The following is a 19,907-nucleotide window of genomic DNA, read 5'->3' as shown; positions in this document are numbered from 1 at the left end:
CTTGAAGACACTCAATAATCTCAAAAATGAAGGGGAAAATATCGAGTCCTCTAGTAACAATACAATTATTGAATGTTCAATTATTCTTTTTTCAATATGTAAATTTAACATTCTATATTGAAAATTTTTCATCATTACCTAACCGTCTATCATCCCCCTTTACTTTAAAAACAAAAAACAACATAAAATTCAAAAGCTTAAAGAAAATTCAAGAAATGGCATTATCTTTGCTCCAATCTAATGACTAATGCAATAAAGAGGTAACAGTTTAATGAGTAATTCAATAGTAACAATCAATCCTTTTACTGAGAAAAAGCTAAAAGAATATACATTGATGACACATAAAGAAGCTAAACATGCAGTAGTCAATTCAAATCAATGTTTCGATGAATGGAAACTTGTCCCAATTTCAGAACGCGCAAAACTTGCCAAAGCACTCGCAAAGGTAATTGAAAAAAATAGCGATGAATTAGTCCAGTTAATGGTTGATGAGATGGGTAAAGTACAATCCCAAGGCGAACAAGAAGTAGCCCTTTGCGCTAATATTTGTAACTACACCGCAGATATTGCAGAAAAAGAACTAGCAAATGAAAACCGTGATTATGACGGTGGCAAAGCAATAATAACGTATCAGCCAATAGGTGTAATATTAGGTATTCAACCTTGGAACTTTCCACTGTATCAAGTAATAAGATACAGCGTCAGTAATTTAGTGGCTGGTAATACGACGGTAATGAAGCACGCTTCAAATGTGTTCGGTATGGCAAAGAAAATACAATCATTATTCGAACAGGCAGGCTTTCCAAAATATGCTTACCAATCATTATTAATTGATGGCAAAACTGCCAGCAAACTAATTAGTCATGAAGGTATTAAAGGCGTTACTTTTACAGGCAGTGATGCAATAGGTAAAAAAGTAGCAGAAAATGCGGCTAAACGCAGTAAAAAGACAGTATTGGAACTGGGCAGTAATGATGCTTATATTGTTTTAGATGACGCAGACATCCCAATAGCGATTGAAACATGTATCAAAGGTCGTGTTGTTAATAATGGTCAAACCTGTGTTGCTGCAAAACGCTTTATCATCACCGAAAAAAATTATGATCAATTTAAAGATGGATTTAAAAAAGCGATGATGCAGCTGAAAATGGGTGATCCGAACGCAAAAGACACTGACCTAGGCCCGATGGCAAGAAAAGACCTACAAGAAAAACTACACGAACAGGTCACTGAATCCATTGCAGCAGGTGCAACTGTTGTTTGTGGCTGTGAAATGCCTGATAGAAAAGGTTACTTTTACCCAGCCTCTATTTTAGAAAATGTGACGCCCAATATGCCTGCTTACGATGATGAGTTGTTTGGCCCAGTCGCAGCACTTATCAAAGCAAAAGATAATGATGATGCCATGCGTATTGCAAACGATTCACGCTATGGTTTAGGTGGCGGCATTTTCTCTAAGGATGAAGCTAGCGCAACAGAACTGGCGATGAAACACTTTGATACTGGGATGGTTAATATTAATGGTTTTGCTTTATCTCAACCAAACTTACCGTTTGGAGGAGTTAAAAGTAGTGGTTATGGACGTGAACATGGCGGTTTTGGTTTAAAAGAATTCATGAATATAAAATCAGTGATGGTTGCTCAGGCGAAGTAATCGTTAAATTGTAATAGTAATCGCTAAATTGTAAATTCGTGCTCAACACGCGTTGAGCACTTTTTAACAAGTTGAGTACTGACTTTTTAACAAGTTGAGTACTGAGTAAATCAATCTTCTAGGACACTCCCGCCTTTCTAGCCCATGCTCAATTACCATTAATTTAAACATCTATCCAATCTACACTTTCAGTTACAGCCAAGATAAAAATGCGCAGGCACAGTCATTATCTAAAAAGCACTCTGCTTAAATGCAATAAAGTATTAATGGACAGGCTAAGTTATTATTAGAAAGTTGTTGTTAGAAGTTGTTGTTAAGAAGCTTGTATTATAAAACCGTTTATTAGAGACCTTACCAACGAAATGTAGATTACCTTTATTCGGTGATGTGCCTATTGATAAGTACTAAAGAGTACTGAAGAATATTGAGAAGTATTGAAAAGTATTGAAAAGTATTACAGCGCATTGATCAATAAACTTTATGTGATGCCACGCTCTCTCATATTTGTTAATCATGTTGATTAACGCTCGACACTTTAAAAGGTCATCGGAAAATTGATGACCTTTCATTTAATATTTATTTAGCTAAAAATCCAACTTTTGATTTTTTTGCTATTTTTACTGTTCTTTTTTCTTTTGCTGTCAAAAGCGGTTTTTTCTTACCGTCTTTTTTGCTGTCTTGGCCTTTACTCACGATGCTTTCCTTTATTAAGATAAACAACTAATAACCCGGTGACGAACGTTCCAAGGTGACATTAAGCAACCTGGTAACAGCGAGATTATCTGCCTAAGCATTAACAATAGATAGCGATATTTATCATAAAATTAAAAATAATTTAGTGGGGATTTAATGCATAAATTCAGGTGATAAAAACGAGGTTAGGGGAAGGTGTTATGCTTTTGCAATCCATCAGTTAAGTGATATTATTAAGGAGATCTTACCATTCAACTTTAGTTTGTAATTAGTCTGTAATGACTGATGTATTTTGATATTTATCGTCAGTGTTTTAAGCTTTAAATACCTCACAAATCATTTTAAAAAAAACTAACTAATTTAGATTTTTAAGATCAATGTTTCGGTATCCAATACTTTACTTTGAATTTAACGTAAAGAACATTGAACAATACTAAGCTTTATTCTTATTTGGTCTTAGAAAAAACAGATGAAGATACTGGTTAATTATATCCCCTGTTAAGGATGATAAATCTATCAGCTTGATAGCGGTATTTGATTAAAATGTCTTTTATATTCGTTAGTTTCGACGTATGTAAGAAACAATCGCCAGAACTAACAAACGATTGCTTTATTCATTAATTATCAATTATTTATTGTTTTTTCAGTTAGTAAATTTAGACCCTTTAATTTAATTTACTAGTTCCATAGAATTTTTCAATGTCGCTTAATTGCTTAGTTTTTGTTAAAGCTAACATCAACATAATACGAGATTTTTGAGGATTTAAAGTACCAGATCCGATCGCGTAATCTTTATGTGTTACAAATCCACCACCAGTTCTTGTAGATAACACGACTGGAAAACCATTTTTATTTAACTCTATAACTTTATCTTTCACTGCCGTAGGTATTGATCCATTACCGCTACCGGCAATAACTATGCCTTCAGCTCCTGCATCAATAAGTGCATTTATTTGATCAACTTTCATATCTTGATAACCATATATAATGTCAACGCGTGGCAACTCATCAACCTTTGAGACATCAAAATTGGGCTTACCTGTTGCTTTTGATGCATCAAAATAGAAACGAGCAACCCCATCTGCAAATGTACCTAAATACCCTTGATCCCTTGCTTTAAATGTATCCAAAGAGATCGCGTTAGTTTTGGTTGTATAATATGCGGATCCAATATAGTCATTTAATAAAATCATAGCCCCTCTACCTACAGAATCCTCATTAGCAGCAAGTTTAACCGCATTTAATAAATTCATTGGGCCATCTGCACTAATTGCAGTAGCAGGTCTCATAGCCCCTACAACAATTATTGGTTTATCAGTCTGGTTAACTAAATCCATAAAAAAGGCAGTTTCTTCTGTGGTATCCGTACCATGAGTAATAATAATGCCAGATATATCTTTTTTCAGTAATTCATTCGCTTTTTTAGCCATTTGTAACAATATTTCTGATGTTATATTAGCACTAGCTGTGTTTACTATCTGAATACCATCAACATTTGCAACATCTACAATAGAAGGAACGGCCTCAATTAAAGTTGAAATAGCAATCTCACCTGATTTATATCCAGTAACATCTGTTGTAGTTTTAGCTTCACCTGCAATTGTTCCACCTGTACCAAAAATAGTAACTTTAGGTAAAGTATTTGCGAGAGCAGAGAAAGATAAAACTGATGATATTGCAACAGCAATGATTAATTTACGCATAATGTTACCTCTATATATTAAGACTTACACAAAATGTGTTAAGTATCTAATATTTAGCATTAAACATGCCACATTAAGAAATCAGTAAAATAGGGTTGAATACTTAATGATAACAAATATTAAAAACTCCTTTAGTGCGTTTTAGATAAAAGTTGCACCAAAAAAGCTCCTATTAAAGATATTAAAGCCGTATAAATATCTAGATAAAAAATAATTAAAAAGACAAAATATAAGACAAGCCACCACGTATATTTGCACAAACAAAGAAAAAAGAACCGAAAGTAAATCGTCTAATTCGTTTTGTAATCTGACTGAATAAATAACTACCTTCTTAACGCATTGCTCATACGCCACGTCCATGTGGCGAACTTTATAGCAACGGCACCCTTGCCTTAGCTTACTAAAGGTAATCATTAACTCAACGGGTGGAGTAAAACAACCATATTTAGCATCGACTTTAACGTTAACTAAATGATATTTATAAGATCAATGTTTGGTTCTCCACTACCCTATATGGTAGCCGCATTGAGTATCGACTTAGCCCATTAACCAAGTAATATTTATAAGTTGATATTTTTATATCCACAACTTATTTGATTATAAAATAACAAGGGCTGTCACCTACAAAATACAATGGTAGACCCTGATGGTTCCCCGTGATGACGTTAAGCAACCTAGTAACAGCGATTAGCATAAATTCAGGTGATAAAAACGAGAGGAAAAAGGATGAGCAGCAAAGCATTAGCACACAACATAGCCTAAGTTTATTCCAGAATAGCCTAAATTTATTCCTGATAAGCAACACTTAACAGTTCAAAAGGTATGACTCAACTATCCGCTTTGTTTATGATAGTTTATGATGGCTTTTTATATTTATTATTTAATTTGTAAAAGTTCGTATTTCCTCTCAAAATATATTTATCGTGGCTAATACCAAAAGAATTAATAAGGTGATCATTCTTGCTGGTTAAAATCCCCCCTAACTGCGTTGTGAATTTTGAAGTGAGAACAACTATCTCCTACAACTCACGCCTGATTAGTGTTAATTTTTCCTGCGCAATCTCTGATCACTTATTTAATTCCATTGGTATAATGCAAAGTATTTGTTCAACCGACAACGTTTTCAAGGAAGGTTCATAAGGAAGGTTAAATTGGATAATACAACCGATAGAGTGATTACCATTCACCCCAATTCAAAACGTCATACACACACATTTATATGGCTTGGATGCATAGCATTATTTATTTTTTGGCTTATAAGCTTATTCCTTTGGCAAACTTTTAAAATTCAATTAATTTTCCTTATCTCAGCGACACTAGTGGTTATCTTAATAGGGATACTGAAATGTCTAGAGCCGGGAACCAGCTTTTTTATCACTCCAAAAATGATTATATATTGTCATCGCAATGGCCAATGGACACTACCATGGCAAGATATTATACGTTTTGGTGAACTTAAAGCGTATGTCCAAGGAGAGCATATACAATTGCCTTATGTCGGCATCAAGCTCAATAATTTAGAGCATATAGCTAGCAACATATCACCAAGATTAGCGAACAAGTTAATTCACGAACAACAAGAATTGCTCATTTTAGCGATCGCTAACAAAGAGGTTGATTTTGATGGTGATCATAGTGTAATTAATTTTGAACCCTATACGTTAAATGACATTATATACAAAGGCCCAATCGCAGCATGGTTACATCGTAGTGAACAACTCGCCAAGGCATATGGTTATCACCTCTATTTACCCGAGAGCAGTCTGGATCGAAATTTAAACCACTTTTTAACATTATTAAAAAAATGCCATCAATACACCATTGTAAATGGGCCTTATTAGGCTAATGCCAGCCAGTTAATAACAACTGGCATTTTTTATCGAGAGCCTTTATTAGTGCGAGTTTCTCCTGCAAAAAATTAATCCATTAACACGGCATTAGCACTGTAATACATCAAAAATAACCATTGAAGCTGAATGAGTAAGGGTTAAAATGATTGAATGGAAAGTATATTGTCATTCTTACTCACTATAATTTATCCAATGAGGGCGCTGCATTGACTGCATCAATACTCGACTTTTTAGACAAAAAAATACCGTCAAAAAAGGTTTCCATTAAAGAAAATACCGTGGTGTGCCGTTTGGGAGATCATTGCGATAATTTAGTGGTATTAACGAAAGGCGAAGTCAAAGTGATGCGTATCGCTGATGACGGCAGGCATATTACACTTTATAGCATTCATGCAGGTGAAAGTTGTGTGTTAACCACCTCTTGTTTATTTAATGAAAAAGCCTTCCCTGCCATCGCGATAACCCAAGCAGATTCAGAAGGCTATGTTATTTCTCAAACACAATTGAAACTGTGGCTAACAACAGAGCCTTTATGGCAATCCTTTATTTTTAAGATGTTGACTGAACGCATGGGCGATCTTATTTTAAAAGTAGACCAACTCGCCTTTGATTCATTAGAAACAAGACTGATACATTGGTTATCAGCACAGCCAAGCGCCCTGTTTAAAAATCACCCATCAACAAATTGCGCAAGAACTTGCCTCATCGAGAGAAGTCATCAGCCGCCTGCTTAAAAAGCTTGAAGATAAACAGCTAATTGAACTGCGTCGAGGTGAGATAATATTAAAAAAATTGAATGCTATGTAACAATGGTTACATACCCACCGCAATGTAAACGTAATAATGGCCTTAACAGCAATCAACAGGAGTCATTATTATGAACAAAAATATTGGAAATATGGATCGTCTTATAAGAATAATACTAGGCTTAGCACTTATTATTTGGGGAGTGATCACCATGAATTACCTTGGCGCGATTGGACTTATTCTTGTTGCTACAGCCCTAGCCAAAAGATGCCCAGCTTATAAAGTGATAGGCGTTAAAACCAATAAAGACGAAGAGCAATAGTTATAAAAATAGCGACATGTAAAAAATACGATTAGTTTACTATCTTATTAATTGTAAAGGTCAGATCTTGTTTTGTTACTTTAACAATCAACACAAGATCTGCGATTTCGAATGGCCGCTATATTGAGCGTTGAGCGGCATATTATCATTATCCAACAATCGTGTTTTTATCCTTCACCCACATATAAGTTTAATTCGCTGCAACACAGATGCTCACGCATAATTCACTCTGAATCGTTTTTAATATGGATGACGAGTAGCTCAACGCGAGATTAAACATGATCGCATTCGATATAGACTTTGACCATTAACTAATTGGTTTCGCTATAACTTCAACATTTGGGTGCCCACAACTTCTTTTTGATATCCAACACTTTAACTCAAACTTTGCTTTATTTTCTTTATTGATTTACCACCGACAGCAAGGTTATCATCAGGTTGCTCTCGGATTGAAACTAAAAACAATTCTTTGGGAATACCTGTCAACTCAACAGAAACGTCCGTTAACCTTTCTATTAATCGCTCTTTAACCTCTGGTGATAACTGAGCAGATTCAAATGCAATAAATGGCAAAACTTACTCCTTAATATTAATTTTACAACCCTGATTCTGAATTGAAAACAATATAAATATAACGTCTATATTAAGTAGACTAAACTTATTGACGACCAAAAAACTAGCTAATAGCTAAATATTACTCGCTAATTTTTGTACTTTTATCATCCATTTTTCACGTGTAATTTCATTCGAATGTAGTACTGGCCCGAAATACGTAGAAGAGATATTTTTAATACCCGTGAATCCTAAAATAGCGTTTTTTAGTTGTTTGTATATTAGATTTCCTTGCATATATTTATACCAAAATGGAGGCGTATCTAAAGTGAAAATCAATTCCGAAGTGCGTCCTGTTAACAGTTTTTTTAACCCTTTTTTTCCATCTATATATTTAAATGCAAAGCCCGGTAAAAAAGTTCTATCGATAGCACCTTTAAATTTTGCTGGTATATTTCCCCACCATATAGGACTCACAATGACAACATGATCACACCATTGAATCATCTGTTGAAAGCTTAACAAATCAGGCTCTAAAGGAAGTACTTCCTCATAACCTTCTGATAGGTCGAGTTCAAAATTCATATCCGATATTTCTATGCGCTTTAGCTCATGTTTAAGTCCTGCAACATTTGCATAGTGTTCAGCTATAGACTTACACATGCTATGGGATTTTGGATTAGCATTAATAACAAGAATTTTTTTCATAATTTACAGCGTATTAAGTAACAATGAATACAGTGTAAACTTTCACCTATGGGTTAGAGTCAAGCTCTTTTAAGCAGGTTATTATTGAACGTTGAGTTTTTTTGATATTCTTCTTTTGGATTTCTAATTTCTGTATTTCATCTTCTATCATGCTATATTTTTGGTTAAGAAAATCATGTACTAAGTTCCAATCAAATTCTTCTTGTTGCCCCAAAATAGTGACTATTTCAGAAAGGATGAGCCCCAAGCTTTGAGCGTCTTTAATTATCTTAATAAGCTCAATATTTTTATGAGTATAAGTTCGATACTTTCCTTCTCTAGATATTTTCAATAAACCCATCGATTCATATAATCGTATCGCCCTTTGCGTGGCTCCTGATAATTTAGACGCTTCTCCAATGAACATAAAAATAATCCTTATTTCGTTTAACTATTAGCTCACTAAAGTCTGACATTGATTCAGAAAAACTCAAGGGGAGGAGCAAAGTAACCATATTTAGTATCGACTTTAACGTTAACTAAATGATATTTATAAGATCAATGTTTGGGTGCCCACAACCTTAAGCTTTACAAACTTGAAAAACTGTTTTACCTAAATCGATCGCGAGAATGCCATAGTTATTCATATAAGACTCCTTTAATGGCTACAAATCAGATCACTTAAATCTTAGTAGATAAGGTTAGGGAGTCCATACATCTTGTTTGTTATACCTATTTATTCGCAGTAGCTAGTCCAGCACCAAAAAGCATGTAAAAGGTACCGCTAGCTTTGCTTAATATTCGGCTTCCTTTTGGCGTTGATAACTTAGTTCTTGCTGATTTAGCAAAGAATGCATAGCTAAAGTGAATGATTACGACTAACACGCTAAATGTTATAGCCAATAAGATAAACTGGAATATATAGGCTTCATTGGGATTTATAAATTGCGGAAAAAGTGCCATAAAAAAGAAAATAGGCTTTGGGTTCAATAATGTAATTAAAAAGCCTTCTGTGAATTTTTTCTTGTGACTTTTAACGCTGTTGTTATTACTTACATTAAAGTTCGAAGAAGACCTCCACATTTTGATTCCCAAATAGATAAGGTAAGCTGAACCAATATATTTTAAAATAGTAAAAGCTAAAGCAGAGGTAGAAAGGATTGCTGCAAGGCTAGTAGCAGATATTACTGCTATACAGAGCATCGCTATCGCCACACCAAATACTCCAGAAATAGCCCCTAGAAATCCATCTTTGATTGCATTAGTTATAGTCAAAACGACGCCAGGCCCTGGGCTTGCAATAGTTGCCGAAGCAATAGCTATAAATAAAATGTAATTTTCCATTGATATCACCTTTAGGTATAACGAGGCTGTAGAATTTCTCATTTTCAGCCTGTTTATTTTAAATAAAAATGACAGTAGCTTACATTTACTTGATATTAAATAGATTATTTTGTTTTTATTAACTAATTGATTAAATTGAGTCATAAATGGGATTAGAGGGTTAAATTATGTGGGATTTATTCAGTTAAGAGCTTAGCCCTTGCGTTAATAATGTTTGGGTGTCCCGTACTTTTTTGTAATTCATTTTTCACAATAGCTAAATCAGCATCAGGAACAATAATATGACCTTGCAAGGTAACTTTAGACACTGCAATCTCCCTTAACGTATAACGCCGCACTAAGCGGACTAAAATAAGTGGGTTAAAATGTGTAGCGAAGCGAAACGTAACCCACTGTTTTAGTTCCGTTTAAGTGCCTTGTTAGCAGTATCACTTCTGGATTTCCGCCAGTTCTTGTTCATTGAAATCGATTTCGCTTACTCGGAGAAGTCCGCTAGCAATCGCAGGTTCAAATGATTCCAGAATTCTATTGAAACCACCACTTCTAGATGACTCCTCCTCAGGGACATTCATTAAAACCAACTCAAGATAGGCATCAACGTTTTTGGTTGCTTTGTAATGAGATATTTTACTGAGCATCACATAGAGGCGATCCCGATACATAAATGGCATTCCTCTATTTGGCCTGAAATCTACAAAGACTTCATTTTCACCTTCACGATAGTAGGCATCATAAATTGGCTGAATATTACTCACAGGATCAACTCCGTGAAACTGCGTTGTTAATTTCGCCTCTGTTATTACGTTAGACTGATGAAGTTTTTTCTTATCTAAATATTTTGCTAATGATAATTTTTCAGCCTCTCTCCAGTTGTAGCTAATTCTTGTTGGAGCAGAATCTTCGGATTTTAAGGGGGCTTGCTCAGAACTATTGCTCTCCTCCTCTACTTCTTCTTCTGATGCTTTAGTCACCGTTGGAGCTGGAGCATGAAAGTCGCCATAAACATTTGTATGACTTTGATTCTGGGTATTATTACTTGTAATAGATACTAACTGGGATAGGAGAGCAGTGTTCTTTTTCTCTAGATTTTGTACTTCAACCTCTTTCTTTTTTGCCTCCCGTGAAATTGACACGAGCTTACCCAGAGAGAAGTTATCAAACGATTCGGCCAAAACGAGAACCAGTAATAGAAATAATAGAAATATAATACCGTTATTGATCTCACCTTTTGGCTCAACCCCAACATAATTAAACAATACCATTGCGGCTAACAAGAAACAGAATATTGAAATTAATACTCTGACAAATGTAGATGCTTCTTTTTCTTCGGATTTACTCATATCTTCCCTTGTACTGCTAACAGCTTATTAACTTACAAAATGTCACTTTTAAGGTGAAAAAACTACATAAGCTAATGATAAAAAACAATCTCAATCTTACGTTAATTTATTGCTATAACAAGTAATTACAGACAAAACATAAAACTAATATCATGGGAAAAGACGACAAATTGCAATAATTACGGTGAAAATACTGCAACATGACCACACTGTATATAAACACACAAATTTAAAAGGTAGGAGAGAAAGAAAGTTGTGGATACCCACTTATTGAAATTATAAGTATCAATAAGTTACGATAAAAAATTACACAATGCGGTTACGTCCATTCTCCCTATTTTCGTTTTTCTGAATTAATAACAGTCTTTAGCAAGGTAAGGTAGCAAATGATACGACAGTATCGTGTTTTATGAGCAAACGTTGCTAGTTCAGAGCGCCGCAGGGACGTGGCATATAAACGGTGCATTAGAAGGCTGTTATTAATTTAAGTTAAAAAACGAGTTAGGCAATTTTCTTTGCTCTTGTAGGTATAGGTTTCTTTTAGCTATACAAAAAAAAGTAACCCATCGCGAGAGCTAAATACCAACAATAGCAATAAACTGACAGACACAACGAGCGCAGACGAACTATTTAACAAACGGTTGGTATTCTCTTATGAATGAAGGTTATGATTACTTTTAACTATCAAAAAATGATTGAGATACTTTTTGCCCAACAACACTACAACCAACCTCTCCATTAAGTTAAACAACTTTCTGCATCGAATTGATTGCAAGGCAACGGTAATAGCGTTGGTTAATCAGCATGGTTGTAGTTTAAAGCGCATTCGTCGTTCTAAAAATTGGTTGTTAACAGGCAAACAAAGCCAACTTGTTGAAGTGAGTGAACAGTTACAGGTAGGAAAGACAATGTGGATTACTGAAGCGATTGGCAAAGCATTACCAAAGCCAAGCTTTGACTTAACAGCGATCGTCCTAGCAAACGCTGACATGACCATTAATCGGTTAATAACAGAAACAGGCTGTACGTTAATTGAAGCTCGAATTGCTATCGATAAAGCAGAAGGTTTGGCCTAATAAAAAAGAAAGTATTCACTTCCTTCATGCATAAAAAAAGCAAGCCGAAGCTTGCTATAAAGTGTTACAAGAGATTCTCTTTTTATTAGCAGTAACTATGAATAGTAACTATGAACAGTAACTAAAAAGTCAGAATCTCAAAAAAGGTTACAGTAATCGTTACTGAAGTACGTAAGATTTACCGATTATTTTCCATTCGTTGTTAATTTTAGTCAGTGTTAATGCATCATAAAAACGGTTCGTAGAGCGGAAAAGTACCACTGCTAAACGATCATCTACAATATCAAGACTTAAGATTTCACCGTCGCGATCTCCGCCGACTGGGTTTTCATTGGCAGCCCATTTATTTAATACGCTGTTCATGTCTTTCCAAGATTTAATGATCTCTTTGCCATTATCATCTTTTACTACACCGACCATCGTCGCGTGATCTGCTGCGAAGGCACGGAATAAACGTGTTTGGCTCGCTTCGCCCTGTCCTTGAAAGTAGTCATTTACAGCCGCTTCAATAGCGACTTTGTCTGTTGCTTTGTCAGCCTGTACATTGAATGAAAAAAAGGTAATACCAACGATGATTAAAAATGATTTCAACATAATATGTTCTCTACTTTGTATTTTTTATGGGTTCAGGATTTAATAAGTAATAAGGGTGTTTACTTGTTTGATAATATAGCGGTTTCTATGAGCAATAAGGAATGGGATAGTCCTGACTTTGAACCCAATCGTCCAAAGATTGCTTCTATTTTTAATATGCTTGTTTAAGAAGAAAAAGATACTAATGATCAGTAACATTAAGCAGTGAGCTTAAAAACGATGAGGTACCTAACAAGCAGCAGCTTTAAATAGGCAAACGGATAACACTAGAAAGATTCAAACGGAGGGTGACCGAGCGTTGCGGATTCACATATGCTGTAATCAAATGCTTCAGGTTCGTTTGGCATACTATCAACTTGAAAACTTCCCCATATAGCAACTGCAACAAACAATAATGCACCAAAGGTGTAACCTAATGATTTCAATTTTGCACGCCAACCTGTAACGATTTTGGTTGGCTTATAGACTTTGAATCCTTTCGGGGGAAACTGCTTATCTCTTAACCCTTTAATTCCAACAGGCACAGAAGAAATAGCAAATAACACACCACAAAATAACGGCATCCCAACAAATAAAGAATACCAAAGCACCATGATGCCTGAGTAACCGAAAGGAGTATGGCAATAGGCAGTCTCTGCATACCAACCGATATAAGGGAACACCCATTTCAAGTGAGTAATAACAATCAAACCACCGAATAATGTATATAAGATGACGCGTTGTATTTTCTCTTTTTTTGTAAACTCTTCTGCAAATTCGATAACTAAATCCTTTTAGTAACATCTATGAATATAAAATTCACATTAAAAATGATTCGTTTAACAACTTAATTATTTGGTACTTTTAATTCTCTTGTCTCTTTGCTTATTTAAATATGGGCACGCTAATGCCCATTGCTTCATCAATAAAGTCCATATGCTAAGTAGCTGTAAATCGAGTCTCGATGACTCATATTATACAGACAGAAACAAAAAAGCTTCGATGAATACCAAGGCTTTCAGGAAGGTCTTTAGTTAAATAATATTAGACTTGTTTTTTCCCTCTTGAAAAAGCAAAGCCTATAACAGCCATTGAAAATATTAAAATAGACGATGGAGCAGGTACACTAGCGGTTGTTAAATTCCAATTATTAGCATTAAAATTTTCAAATGTATCATCACCTAAACCAGCCCCGACACCGACGGTAGCAGTGCCCAAAAAGAAGCCACTATCAAACGAAAAGCCACAATTACCAGCAATGAAACCATTAGGACAAACAAATATGTCCATTGCATCACCAGAAAAGCTCACTAAAGGCTGTAAATCGCCAGAAGGAAAATCTGATACAGACGCAAAGTCGCTAAGCTCAATTGAAGAAAACTCAAAAAGATCATACTGAACAATATTAAACGAATTAATAAATACAGTATCCGAATCTGTTTGTATGGTTCCATCAAAAGAACCAGAAAGAACAGAACCATCGGTGTATGTATAATCAAAATTCATTAACGCTGCGTTAACTGAGCCAACAAACAATAAACTTATTAATAAAGAAATTATCTTTTTCATTTTTACTCCCTGTAAATGATTAAAACCAATACTCAGAAGAGGCATAATTCAAGCCAAAATGTAACGTATTAATATATAAACATTAATAATTTTCCAAAAATATTACTGTAAAAATAACCGACTAAATTAGTCAAAAATAATTTATCTTTGCGCATAAAAAAGTAGGCCGAAGCTTGCTTTTCTATTTATATAGATAGACATAGTACTTTATCAAAAGTGCTTTACCTCTAGTGATAACTCTACTTAACTACCTTCGCTAGCTTTTTCGTACCTCATTAAAAATATGACAGGACAAATTATAATTATACTGTCTTGCTATTTTTTGCGAGAAAAACAGTTGCGGTAATTCATATACAGCGAGCAAGATAATAATGTATATCGAACTTGCATGACCTAAGAAAAAACCAATAATACTCACCGTCAGGAGCGTCAGTTCTATTGCAAACAGCGCATATTTTCTTAAATAGAAATGATGGACGCCGCCAAGAAATAGCCAATTAAGCGCAGCATAGGTATCTGGGTCTTTCAGTTTTTTAGATTGAAGTTCGTAGAAGGCTTTCTTTTGTTCTTTTGATAGTCCGTTTAATTGTTGTCTAAACAATTCTTCATTTTTTTCTAGTGTTTGCAACGGTTCAAATATCGACATTAAGGCACCTCATCATGTATTTTCTCTACTAAATCAGGTTGATTACATCGTTTAATTCTAGACAAACCTAATCGCCACCCTTTGAATGCTCCGTACTTCTGAATACATTGTTTTGTATATTCAGAGCATGTTGGCTCAAAGTTACATTCGATATTTAATAACTTTTTTGATCCACCGCTAGATTGATAAAGGTGGATCAATTTCAGTGATATGTATTTAACGGCCAAGTGTAATAATAACAGCTTCACGTTTCCAAAATAATAAGAAACGTTTTTGTTCAACTATTTGGAAAACGACTTGCCAACCATCTTGTACATACTTATTTAAGTCTGCTTCCATTCTCTGTACTGGTAAACCACTAGCGCCTAAAAAGATAGTACCGCAACCACCTTCAACAATGTGAACGACTTTGTATTCTGTAAATGCTGTCATATTTGTAATTACTTATTTTTGATTAAAAAAATATATTAGCTCACCGCCGTCAATGCATCAAGATAAATGTCAAGTATTCAGCACATAACTGCATGTTATACCGAACAATTTAAGTTAAAGCGCTAAAACAAAATCGATAGTATATAGTCAGTAACATTTAGGTTTACCGCTTATATTTACAGCTTAGCTGTATCGGGTAGTTGATTGGCAGTTAATAAGGTAATAACGTTCTTATTGTTAACATTTCCAACTTAACAATAGCTTTTCAATAACGGCAGATAAATCCTATACATTCTCGTCATTAACCACACAGATAGCGGTATAAAGCCGTGTATTAAGGAAGTTTAATTTAAAAGTTCGGATATATTGATTAGATAACAAAACACCTGAGTGCCACTCTATTTGCGCATTATAGTTAAAGGCTTACCTTGTTAACCCACTCCTTTTCCACTAAATACTCCAAACAACACAGCAAGTAAAACAAGTAGGCTAAAGCCCACGCCCCAAAGTCAAAAACAACCATTGAATAAAAATAAATTCATCCAACCACTACGGACTAAAGATTTATCTTATTAACCCACTGCTCTTCCACTAACACTCCAAACACCACAGCAAGCAAAACAAGTAGGCTGAAGCCCACGCCCCAAAGTCAAAAACAATCATTTAATAAAAAATAAATTTCCCCGCTACTTCGGGATAAGGCGAAGTTAAACTCAACATAACTAAAACCTTTCCGCGGTTGAGCTTCTCTAAATAATCAGTGAGTTTCAGCAACGGCAAACACGACGTTTGCTGTAAGTTTCTTTAGTACATGGATTTGCATATGAATAGATGCGTTAAAAAAGCTTATTTAAAAACAGAGGTATTAGTTGGATAAGAAAGCGATTCAATGCCAGTCTCTTTGAGATCTTTTCAGGTATAGATTCTCTGCTGGCAAAGAGAAAGTAAAGTCACCGACAGAACAAAAACACTGTTAATAAAAATCCACCAGCTACAATGAGCGGAAACGAACCAACTTCTGAGCATCTGAGCATCTGAGCATCTGAGCAAATATGCATTCCCACGCAGAGCATGGGAACGAGTTATATTAATTCAAAATTTACAAATTTAAAAAATATAAACTTAATGTAATACCCCTCTTATAGTGTCTTTAAAATTTCAGTTCTTTTTTTAGAAAATTCTTGTTCACTTATCAACCTGTTCTCTTTAAGACTTTTAAGTGTTTTTAACCTCTCAGATATGCTTTTTTCAGGGGTATTATTACTATTTCCAGAGATACGGTTACTATTTTCAGAAAGATTGTTATTAATATATTTATCTGTAATTTTTGGGAGCGCTGTATCACTAATTATATTATTAGGTAAATTCACAACAGAAAGTATATCTTGCGCCTTCAATAATGCATCTTCTATAGCTCGTCTGCCCGCAATACCATGCTCCATAAGTTTTTCACTTGTACTTGCGCCCCCACTTCCAATTACTCTAGGTTCGCTTACAACTTCTCCATTCACTTTTTTTATTGTATTTGTAAGATCAACTGTAAAGTTAGTTGGCGGCCATGTAAAAAATCCTGTACTTCCAGATGTAGTAATAATTTTAGGAACAATTATAAAGTCGATATTACTTCTAAACTTAACATCATTCTCATCAATAGAATTAAGCTTAATTACAGATTCGAATACATTAGAAAGCATTACTCTATAACCATCTTCAATATCACGATATGGATAATATCTAACATTATCGCCACCACCACCTAGTGTTGTAACTTCTAAGTTTTTATCTTTAGGAGATATATAATAACCAACCTTATAATCACGATTAATATCTGATGGTAAACTAGTAGATATTTTATTTTCGTCTGGTTTTATAACAATGGGATGGGCACAACCTGTGAGTAATACAGAAATGACGATAAGTAGCGAACAATTAATTTTCAATTTTTAAATTCCTATCCATAGGTAAAGTATTCATTAAACTGAATAATACATTAATTTGTTGAAATTGATTAAAAAATCATTAAAAATTTAAAAAATAGTTCACTTATGATTTTTAATGCCGATCAATGGATAAAAGATGTCCTTACACAAAAATAAAAATTCATTAAAAATAAAATGAAGCCAATATCTAGCAGCTCATAACAGAATAAGTAACTTTCCTTCACGCATAAAAATGCAAGCCGAAGCTTGCTTAATAATATCTAGATAGAGCTTAGAAAAAATGACTCAACTGCTGGAGCTACTTCAACTTTATCTGCTGCTTCTTTCATCGAAAGACGTACGCGACCTTGGCGACTTACTTTTAAGGCTTAAGCTTCTAGTACTTTAACTTCTTGACCTTCTTTATTTCACAAGATAAATAATAGGCTAATACTGAGTAACCGAAACGCAGTTTCGCAGTGCGAAGAAGGAACTGATACTTTTTGAATACGCTCTTCGCCCTTGTTTTAAATAATAAGCTTGAGGTATAACTGTGAGATATGAACTAAGCCGTCTTTGTTCTTTTAATGTTTTACAGGTACAAAAAAAGGAAGCCGAAGCTTCCTTTATAAGTTAATGCATTAGAAAGTATCCTTAAATAAAAGACACTTTAAAAAAGATTATTCAGCTGCTGGAGCTGCTTCAACTTTATCTGCTGCTTCTTTCATAGAAAGACGTACGCGACCTTGGCGATCTACTTCTAGTACTTTAACTTTAACTTCTTGACCTTCTTTCAGGTAATCAGATACTTTTTGAACACGTTCTTCACAGATTTGTGAGATGTGAACTAGACCGTCTTTACCAGGAAGAATGTTAACAAATGCGCCGAAATCAGCTAGACGTACCACTTTACCGTGGTAGATAGTACCTACTTCAACTTCAGCTGTAAGTGCTTTAATGCGGTTGATTGCATCTTCAGCTTGCTCACCAGATGTTGCAGCAATTTTAACTGTACCGTCATCTTCGATTTCAATTGTAGTACCTGTTTCTTCACATAGAGCACGGATAACTGCGCCGCCTTTACCAATAACATCACGGATTTTATCAGTATTGATTTTTAGTGTGTGAATACGTGGAGCGAACTGAGAAATGTCATCACGACCTTCAGAGATTGCTTCATCCATAACAGTAAGAATATGTAAACGTGCTGCTTTTGCTTGGTTTAAAGCAATTTGCATGATTTCACGTGTGATACCTTCGATTTTGATATCCATTTGTAAAGCAGTGATACCGTTAGTTGTACCCGCTACTTTAAAGTCCATATCGCCAAGATGATCTTCATCACCTAAGATATCAGAAAGAACAACGAACTCTTCGCCTTCTTTCACTAGACCCATCGCGATACCTGCAACAGATGCTTTAAGTGGAACACCAGCATCCATTAATGCTAGAGATGAACCACAAACAGAAGCCATTGAAGATGAACCGTTAGATTCAGTGATTTCTGATACAACACGTACTGTGTATGGGAATTCTTCAACAGAAGGCATTACCGCTAATACACCACGTTTAGCTAGACGACCATGACCAATTTCACGACGTTTAGGTGAACCAACAAAACCAGTTTCGCCTACACAGTATGGAGGGAAGTTGTAATGTAATAAGAAGTGATCTTTCTTCTCACCCATTAGGCTGTCGATAATTTGAGCATCACGTTGTGTACCAAGCGTTGCTGTAACTAATGCTTGAGTTTCACCACGTGTAAATAATGCTGAACCGTGAGTACGCGGTAAAACACCAGTACGTACGTCAAGAGCACGAATGCTTTCAGGATCACGTCCATCGATACGTGGCTCACCTTTGATGATGCGAGTACGTACAACCGTTTTCTCTAAATCATGTAGGTATTCGCCTACTTGCTTAGCCACTAATGCTTCATCTTCAGCTAATAATTTAGCTTTAACTTCAGTTGTGATAGCTTTGATTGCGTCGTAACGCTCGCCTTTATCACTGATTTGGTAAGCTTGTTCAAAACGCGCTTGTGCTTCAGTAGCAATCGCAGCATCTAATGCTTCGTTACGTACTGGAGCAGTCCAATCCCATTTAGGACGTGCAACTTCAGAAGCGAATTCTTTGATAGCTTCAATAACAACTTGTTGCTCATCGTGACCGAATACCACAGCGCCTAACATGACGTCTTCGCTTAAGATAGCCGCTTCAGATTCAACCATTAATACTGCGTTGTCTGTACCAGATACAACAAGGTTAAGATCACTTGTTTCTAATTCTGTTTTAGTTGGGTTAAGTAGGTATTGACCTTCTTTATAACCAACACGAGCACAACCGATAGGACCGTTAAAAGGCATACCAGAGATAGACAGTGCCGCAGATGTTGCGATCATTGCAACAACATCTGGGTTAACTTCTGGGTTGATTGAAACAACAGTTGCAATCACTTGTACTTCGTTTTTAAAGCCAGCAGGGAAAAGTGGACGAATTGGACGGTCAATAAGACGACAAATTAACGTTTCTTCTTCTGATGGGCGGCCTTCACGTTTGAAGAAACCACCTGGAATTTTACCTGCCGCGTATGTTTTTTCTTGGTAGTTAACAGTCAGAGGGAAGAAATCACGCTCTTGATCATCAGCATTTTTACCAACAACAGAAACGAATACACACGTATCGTCCATGCTACACATTACAGCCGCAGTTGCTTGACGTGCAATTACGCCAGTTTCTAGTGTTACCGTATGTTCGCCATACTGGAAACTTTTTACAATAGGAGTCATTTTTTTTCCTT

The 19,907-nt window shown here is 35.3% G+C and carries 21 protein-coding genes; 6 read left to right on the top strand and 15 right to left on the bottom strand.

The window, feature by feature from the left end:
* The first annotated feature begins 271 nt into the window (after positions 1-271).
* The gene (locus GQR59_RS04420) at positions 272-1,654 is read left to right on the top strand and encodes an NAD-dependent succinate-semialdehyde dehydrogenase (protein ID WP_160060863.1); all 1,383 of its coding nucleotides are present in this window, start codon (positions 272-274) and stop codon (positions 1,652-1,654) included.
* A 1,358-nt stretch (positions 1,655-3,012) separates the two neighbouring features.
* Here the strand turns inward: GQR59_RS04420 and GQR59_RS04415 are convergent.
* Positions 3,013-4,050 carry a type II asparaginase gene (locus GQR59_RS04415; protein ID WP_160060862.1) on the bottom strand — a complete coding sequence of 346 codons (1,038 nt, stop codon included), beginning with the start codon at positions 4,048-4,050 and terminating at the stop codon, positions 3,013-3,015.
* Positions 4,051-5,201: 1,151 nt separating this feature from the next.
* On the opposite strand from GQR59_RS04415, the gene GQR59_RS04410 reads away from it, so the two are divergent.
* From GQR59_RS04410 to GQR59_RS04395, 4 genes are all read left to right on the top strand, one after another.
* Entirely contained in the window at positions 5,202-5,891 is a 690-nt protein-coding gene (locus tag GQR59_RS04410) for a DUF2982 domain-containing protein (RefSeq protein WP_160060861.1), read from the top strand.
* Between the two features lie 215 nt (positions 5,892-6,106).
* Positions 6,107-6,634 (top strand): Crp/Fnr family transcriptional regulator, encoded by a 528-nt coding sequence (locus tag GQR59_RS04405; protein ID WP_236546649.1) that lies wholly within the window; start codon positions 6,107-6,109, stop codon positions 6,632-6,634.
* The gene (locus tag GQR59_RS18970; RefSeq protein WP_442966187.1) at positions 6,570-6,707 is read left to right on the top strand and encodes a helix-turn-helix domain-containing protein; all 138 of its coding nucleotides are present in this window, start codon (positions 6,570-6,572) and stop codon (positions 6,705-6,707) included. The genes GQR59_RS04405 and GQR59_RS18970 overlap by 65 nt, the downstream gene beginning before the upstream one ends.
* Positions 6,708-6,777: 70 nt before the next feature.
* A complete protein-coding gene (locus GQR59_RS04395) occupies positions 6,778-6,969 on the top strand; it encodes a YgaP family membrane protein (protein ID WP_160060859.1) in 192 nt (63 codons plus the stop codon).
* Between the two features lie 375 nt (positions 6,970-7,344).
* Here GQR59_RS04395 and GQR59_RS04390 read toward each other — a convergent pair whose 3' ends face one another.
* The 6 genes from GQR59_RS04390 to GQR59_RS04370 form a co-directional block, all read right to left on the bottom strand.
* A complete protein-coding gene (locus tag GQR59_RS04390; protein WP_160060858.1) occupies positions 7,345-7,542 on the bottom strand; it encodes a tautomerase family protein in 198 nt (65 codons plus the stop codon).
* A gap of 114 nt (positions 7,543-7,656) precedes the next feature.
* Positions 7,657-8,229 (bottom strand): NAD(P)H-dependent oxidoreductase, encoded by a 573-nt coding sequence (locus GQR59_RS04385; protein ID WP_160060857.1) that lies wholly within the window; start codon positions 8,227-8,229, stop codon positions 7,657-7,659.
* Between the two features lie 46 nt (positions 8,230-8,275).
* Entirely contained in the window at positions 8,276-8,635 is a 360-nt protein-coding gene (locus tag GQR59_RS04380) for a MerR family transcriptional regulator (RefSeq protein WP_160060856.1), read from the bottom strand.
* 305 nt (positions 8,636-8,940) lie between these two features.
* Positions 8,941-9,552 (bottom strand): LysE family translocator, encoded by a 612-nt coding sequence (locus tag GQR59_RS04375; protein WP_160060855.1) that lies wholly within the window; start codon positions 9,550-9,552, stop codon positions 8,941-8,943.
* A 176-nt stretch (positions 9,553-9,728) separates the two neighbouring features.
* Complete coding sequence (locus GQR59_RS18810; protein ID WP_268892962.1) at positions 9,729-9,860, bottom strand: hypothetical protein; 132 nt, start codon at positions 9,858-9,860, stop codon at positions 9,729-9,731.
* 120 nt (positions 9,861-9,980) lie between these two features.
* Positions 9,981-10,892, bottom strand: a complete 912-nt coding sequence (locus GQR59_RS04370) for a hypothetical protein (RefSeq protein ID WP_160060854.1) — start codon at positions 10,890-10,892, stop codon at positions 9,981-9,983.
* A gap of 707 nt (positions 10,893-11,599) precedes the next feature.
* Here GQR59_RS04370 and GQR59_RS04365 point away from each other — a divergent pair.
* Positions 11,600-11,968, top strand: coding sequence for a ribosome recycling factor family protein (locus tag GQR59_RS04365; protein ID WP_236546648.1), 369 nt, complete (start codon positions 11,600-11,602; stop codon positions 11,966-11,968).
* Positions 11,969-12,127: 159 nt separating this feature from the next.
* Here the strand turns inward: GQR59_RS04365 and GQR59_RS04360 are convergent, their stop codons facing one another.
* The 8 genes from GQR59_RS04360 to pnp form a co-directional block, all read right to left on the bottom strand.
* Complete coding sequence (locus GQR59_RS04360; protein WP_160060852.1) at positions 12,128-12,562, bottom strand: nuclear transport factor 2 family protein; 435 nt, start codon at positions 12,560-12,562, stop codon at positions 12,128-12,130.
* A gap of 266 nt (positions 12,563-12,828) precedes the next feature.
* The gene (locus GQR59_RS04355; RefSeq protein WP_236546647.1) at positions 12,829-13,233 is read right to left on the bottom strand and encodes a hypothetical protein; all 405 of its coding nucleotides are present in this window, start codon (positions 13,231-13,233) and stop codon (positions 12,829-12,831) included.
* A 352-nt stretch (positions 13,234-13,585) separates the two neighbouring features.
* Entirely contained in the window at positions 13,586-14,110 is a 525-nt protein-coding gene (locus GQR59_RS04350; protein WP_160060850.1) for a PEP-CTERM sorting domain-containing protein, read from the bottom strand.
* Positions 14,111-14,366: 256 nt separating this feature from the next.
* The gene (locus GQR59_RS04345) at positions 14,367-14,756 is read right to left on the bottom strand and encodes a hypothetical protein (protein ID WP_160060849.1); all 390 of its coding nucleotides are present in this window, start codon (positions 14,754-14,756) and stop codon (positions 14,367-14,369) included.
* Positions 14,756-15,004 carry a membrane protein insertion efficiency factor YidD gene (gene yidD / locus GQR59_RS04340; protein ID WP_236546646.1) on the bottom strand — a complete coding sequence of 83 codons (249 nt, stop codon included), beginning with the start codon at positions 15,002-15,004 and terminating at the stop codon, positions 14,756-14,758. Before yidD ends, GQR59_RS04345 begins: the two co-directional genes overlap by 1 nt.
* The gene (locus tag GQR59_RS04335; protein WP_160060848.1) at positions 14,973-15,188 is read right to left on the bottom strand and encodes a DUF4177 domain-containing protein; all 216 of its coding nucleotides are present in this window, start codon (positions 15,186-15,188) and stop codon (positions 14,973-14,975) included. The genes yidD and GQR59_RS04335 overlap by 32 nt, the downstream gene beginning before the upstream one ends.
* A gap of 1,139 nt (positions 15,189-16,327) precedes the next feature.
* Positions 16,328-17,128 (bottom strand): SHOCT domain-containing protein, encoded by an 801-nt coding sequence (locus GQR59_RS04330; RefSeq protein ID WP_160060847.1) that lies wholly within the window; start codon positions 17,126-17,128, stop codon positions 16,328-16,330.
* A 659-nt stretch (positions 17,129-17,787) separates the two neighbouring features.
* Positions 17,788-19,896 (bottom strand): polyribonucleotide nucleotidyltransferase, encoded by a 2,109-nt coding sequence (gene pnp / locus GQR59_RS04325; protein ID WP_160060846.1) that lies wholly within the window; start codon positions 19,894-19,896, stop codon positions 17,788-17,790.
* Positions 19,897-19,907 lie beyond the last annotated feature (11 nt).

This window comes from Psychromonas sp. L1A2 (assembly GCF_009828855.1).
Classification (GTDB): Bacteria; Pseudomonadota; Gammaproteobacteria; order Enterobacterales; family Psychromonadaceae; genus Psychromonas.
Note: the sequence above shows the minus strand (reverse complement) of the source record. Positions and strands in the feature narration are given on the sequence as shown.

Coding starts and splice junctions, on each gene's coding strand:
- GQR59_RS04420 (WP_160060863.1), top strand. CDS start 272: ATGAGTAATTCAATAGTAACAATCAATCCTTTTACTGAGAAAAAGCTA.
- GQR59_RS04415 (WP_160060862.1), bottom strand. CDS start 4,050: ATGCGTAAATTAATCATTGCTGTTGCAATATCATCAGTTTTATCTTTC.
- GQR59_RS04395 (WP_160060859.1), top strand. CDS start 6,778: ATGAACAAAAATATTGGAAATATGGATCGTCTTATAAGAATAATACTA.
- GQR59_RS04385 (WP_160060857.1), bottom strand. CDS start 8,229: ATGAAAAAAATTCTTGTTATTAATGCTAATCCAAAATCCCATAGCATG.
- GQR59_RS04380 (WP_160060856.1), bottom strand. CDS start 8,635: ATGTTCATTGGAGAAGCGTCTAAATTATCAGGAGCCACGCAAAGGGCG.
- GQR59_RS04375 (WP_160060855.1), bottom strand. CDS start 9,552: ATGGAAAATTACATTTTATTTATAGCTATTGCTTCGGCAACTATTGCA.
- GQR59_RS04370 (WP_160060854.1), bottom strand. CDS start 10,892: ATGAGTAAATCCGAAGAAAAAGAAGCATCTACATTTGTCAGAGTATTA.
- GQR59_RS04360 (WP_160060852.1), bottom strand. CDS start 12,562: ATGTTGAAATCATTTTTAATCATCGTTGGTATTACCTTTTTTTCATTC.
- GQR59_RS04350 (WP_160060850.1), bottom strand. CDS start 14,110: ATGAAAAAGATAATTTCTTTATTAATAAGTTTATTGTTTGTTGGCTCA.
- GQR59_RS04345 (WP_160060849.1), bottom strand. CDS start 14,756: ATGTCGATATTTGAACCGTTGCAAACACTAGAAAAAAATGAAGAATTG.
- GQR59_RS04335 (WP_160060848.1), bottom strand. CDS start 15,188: ATGACAGCATTTACAGAATACAAAGTCGTTCACATTGTTGAAGGTGGT.
- pnp (WP_160060846.1), bottom strand. CDS start 19,896: ATGACTCCTATTGTAAAAAGTTTCCAGTATGGCGAACATACGGTAACA.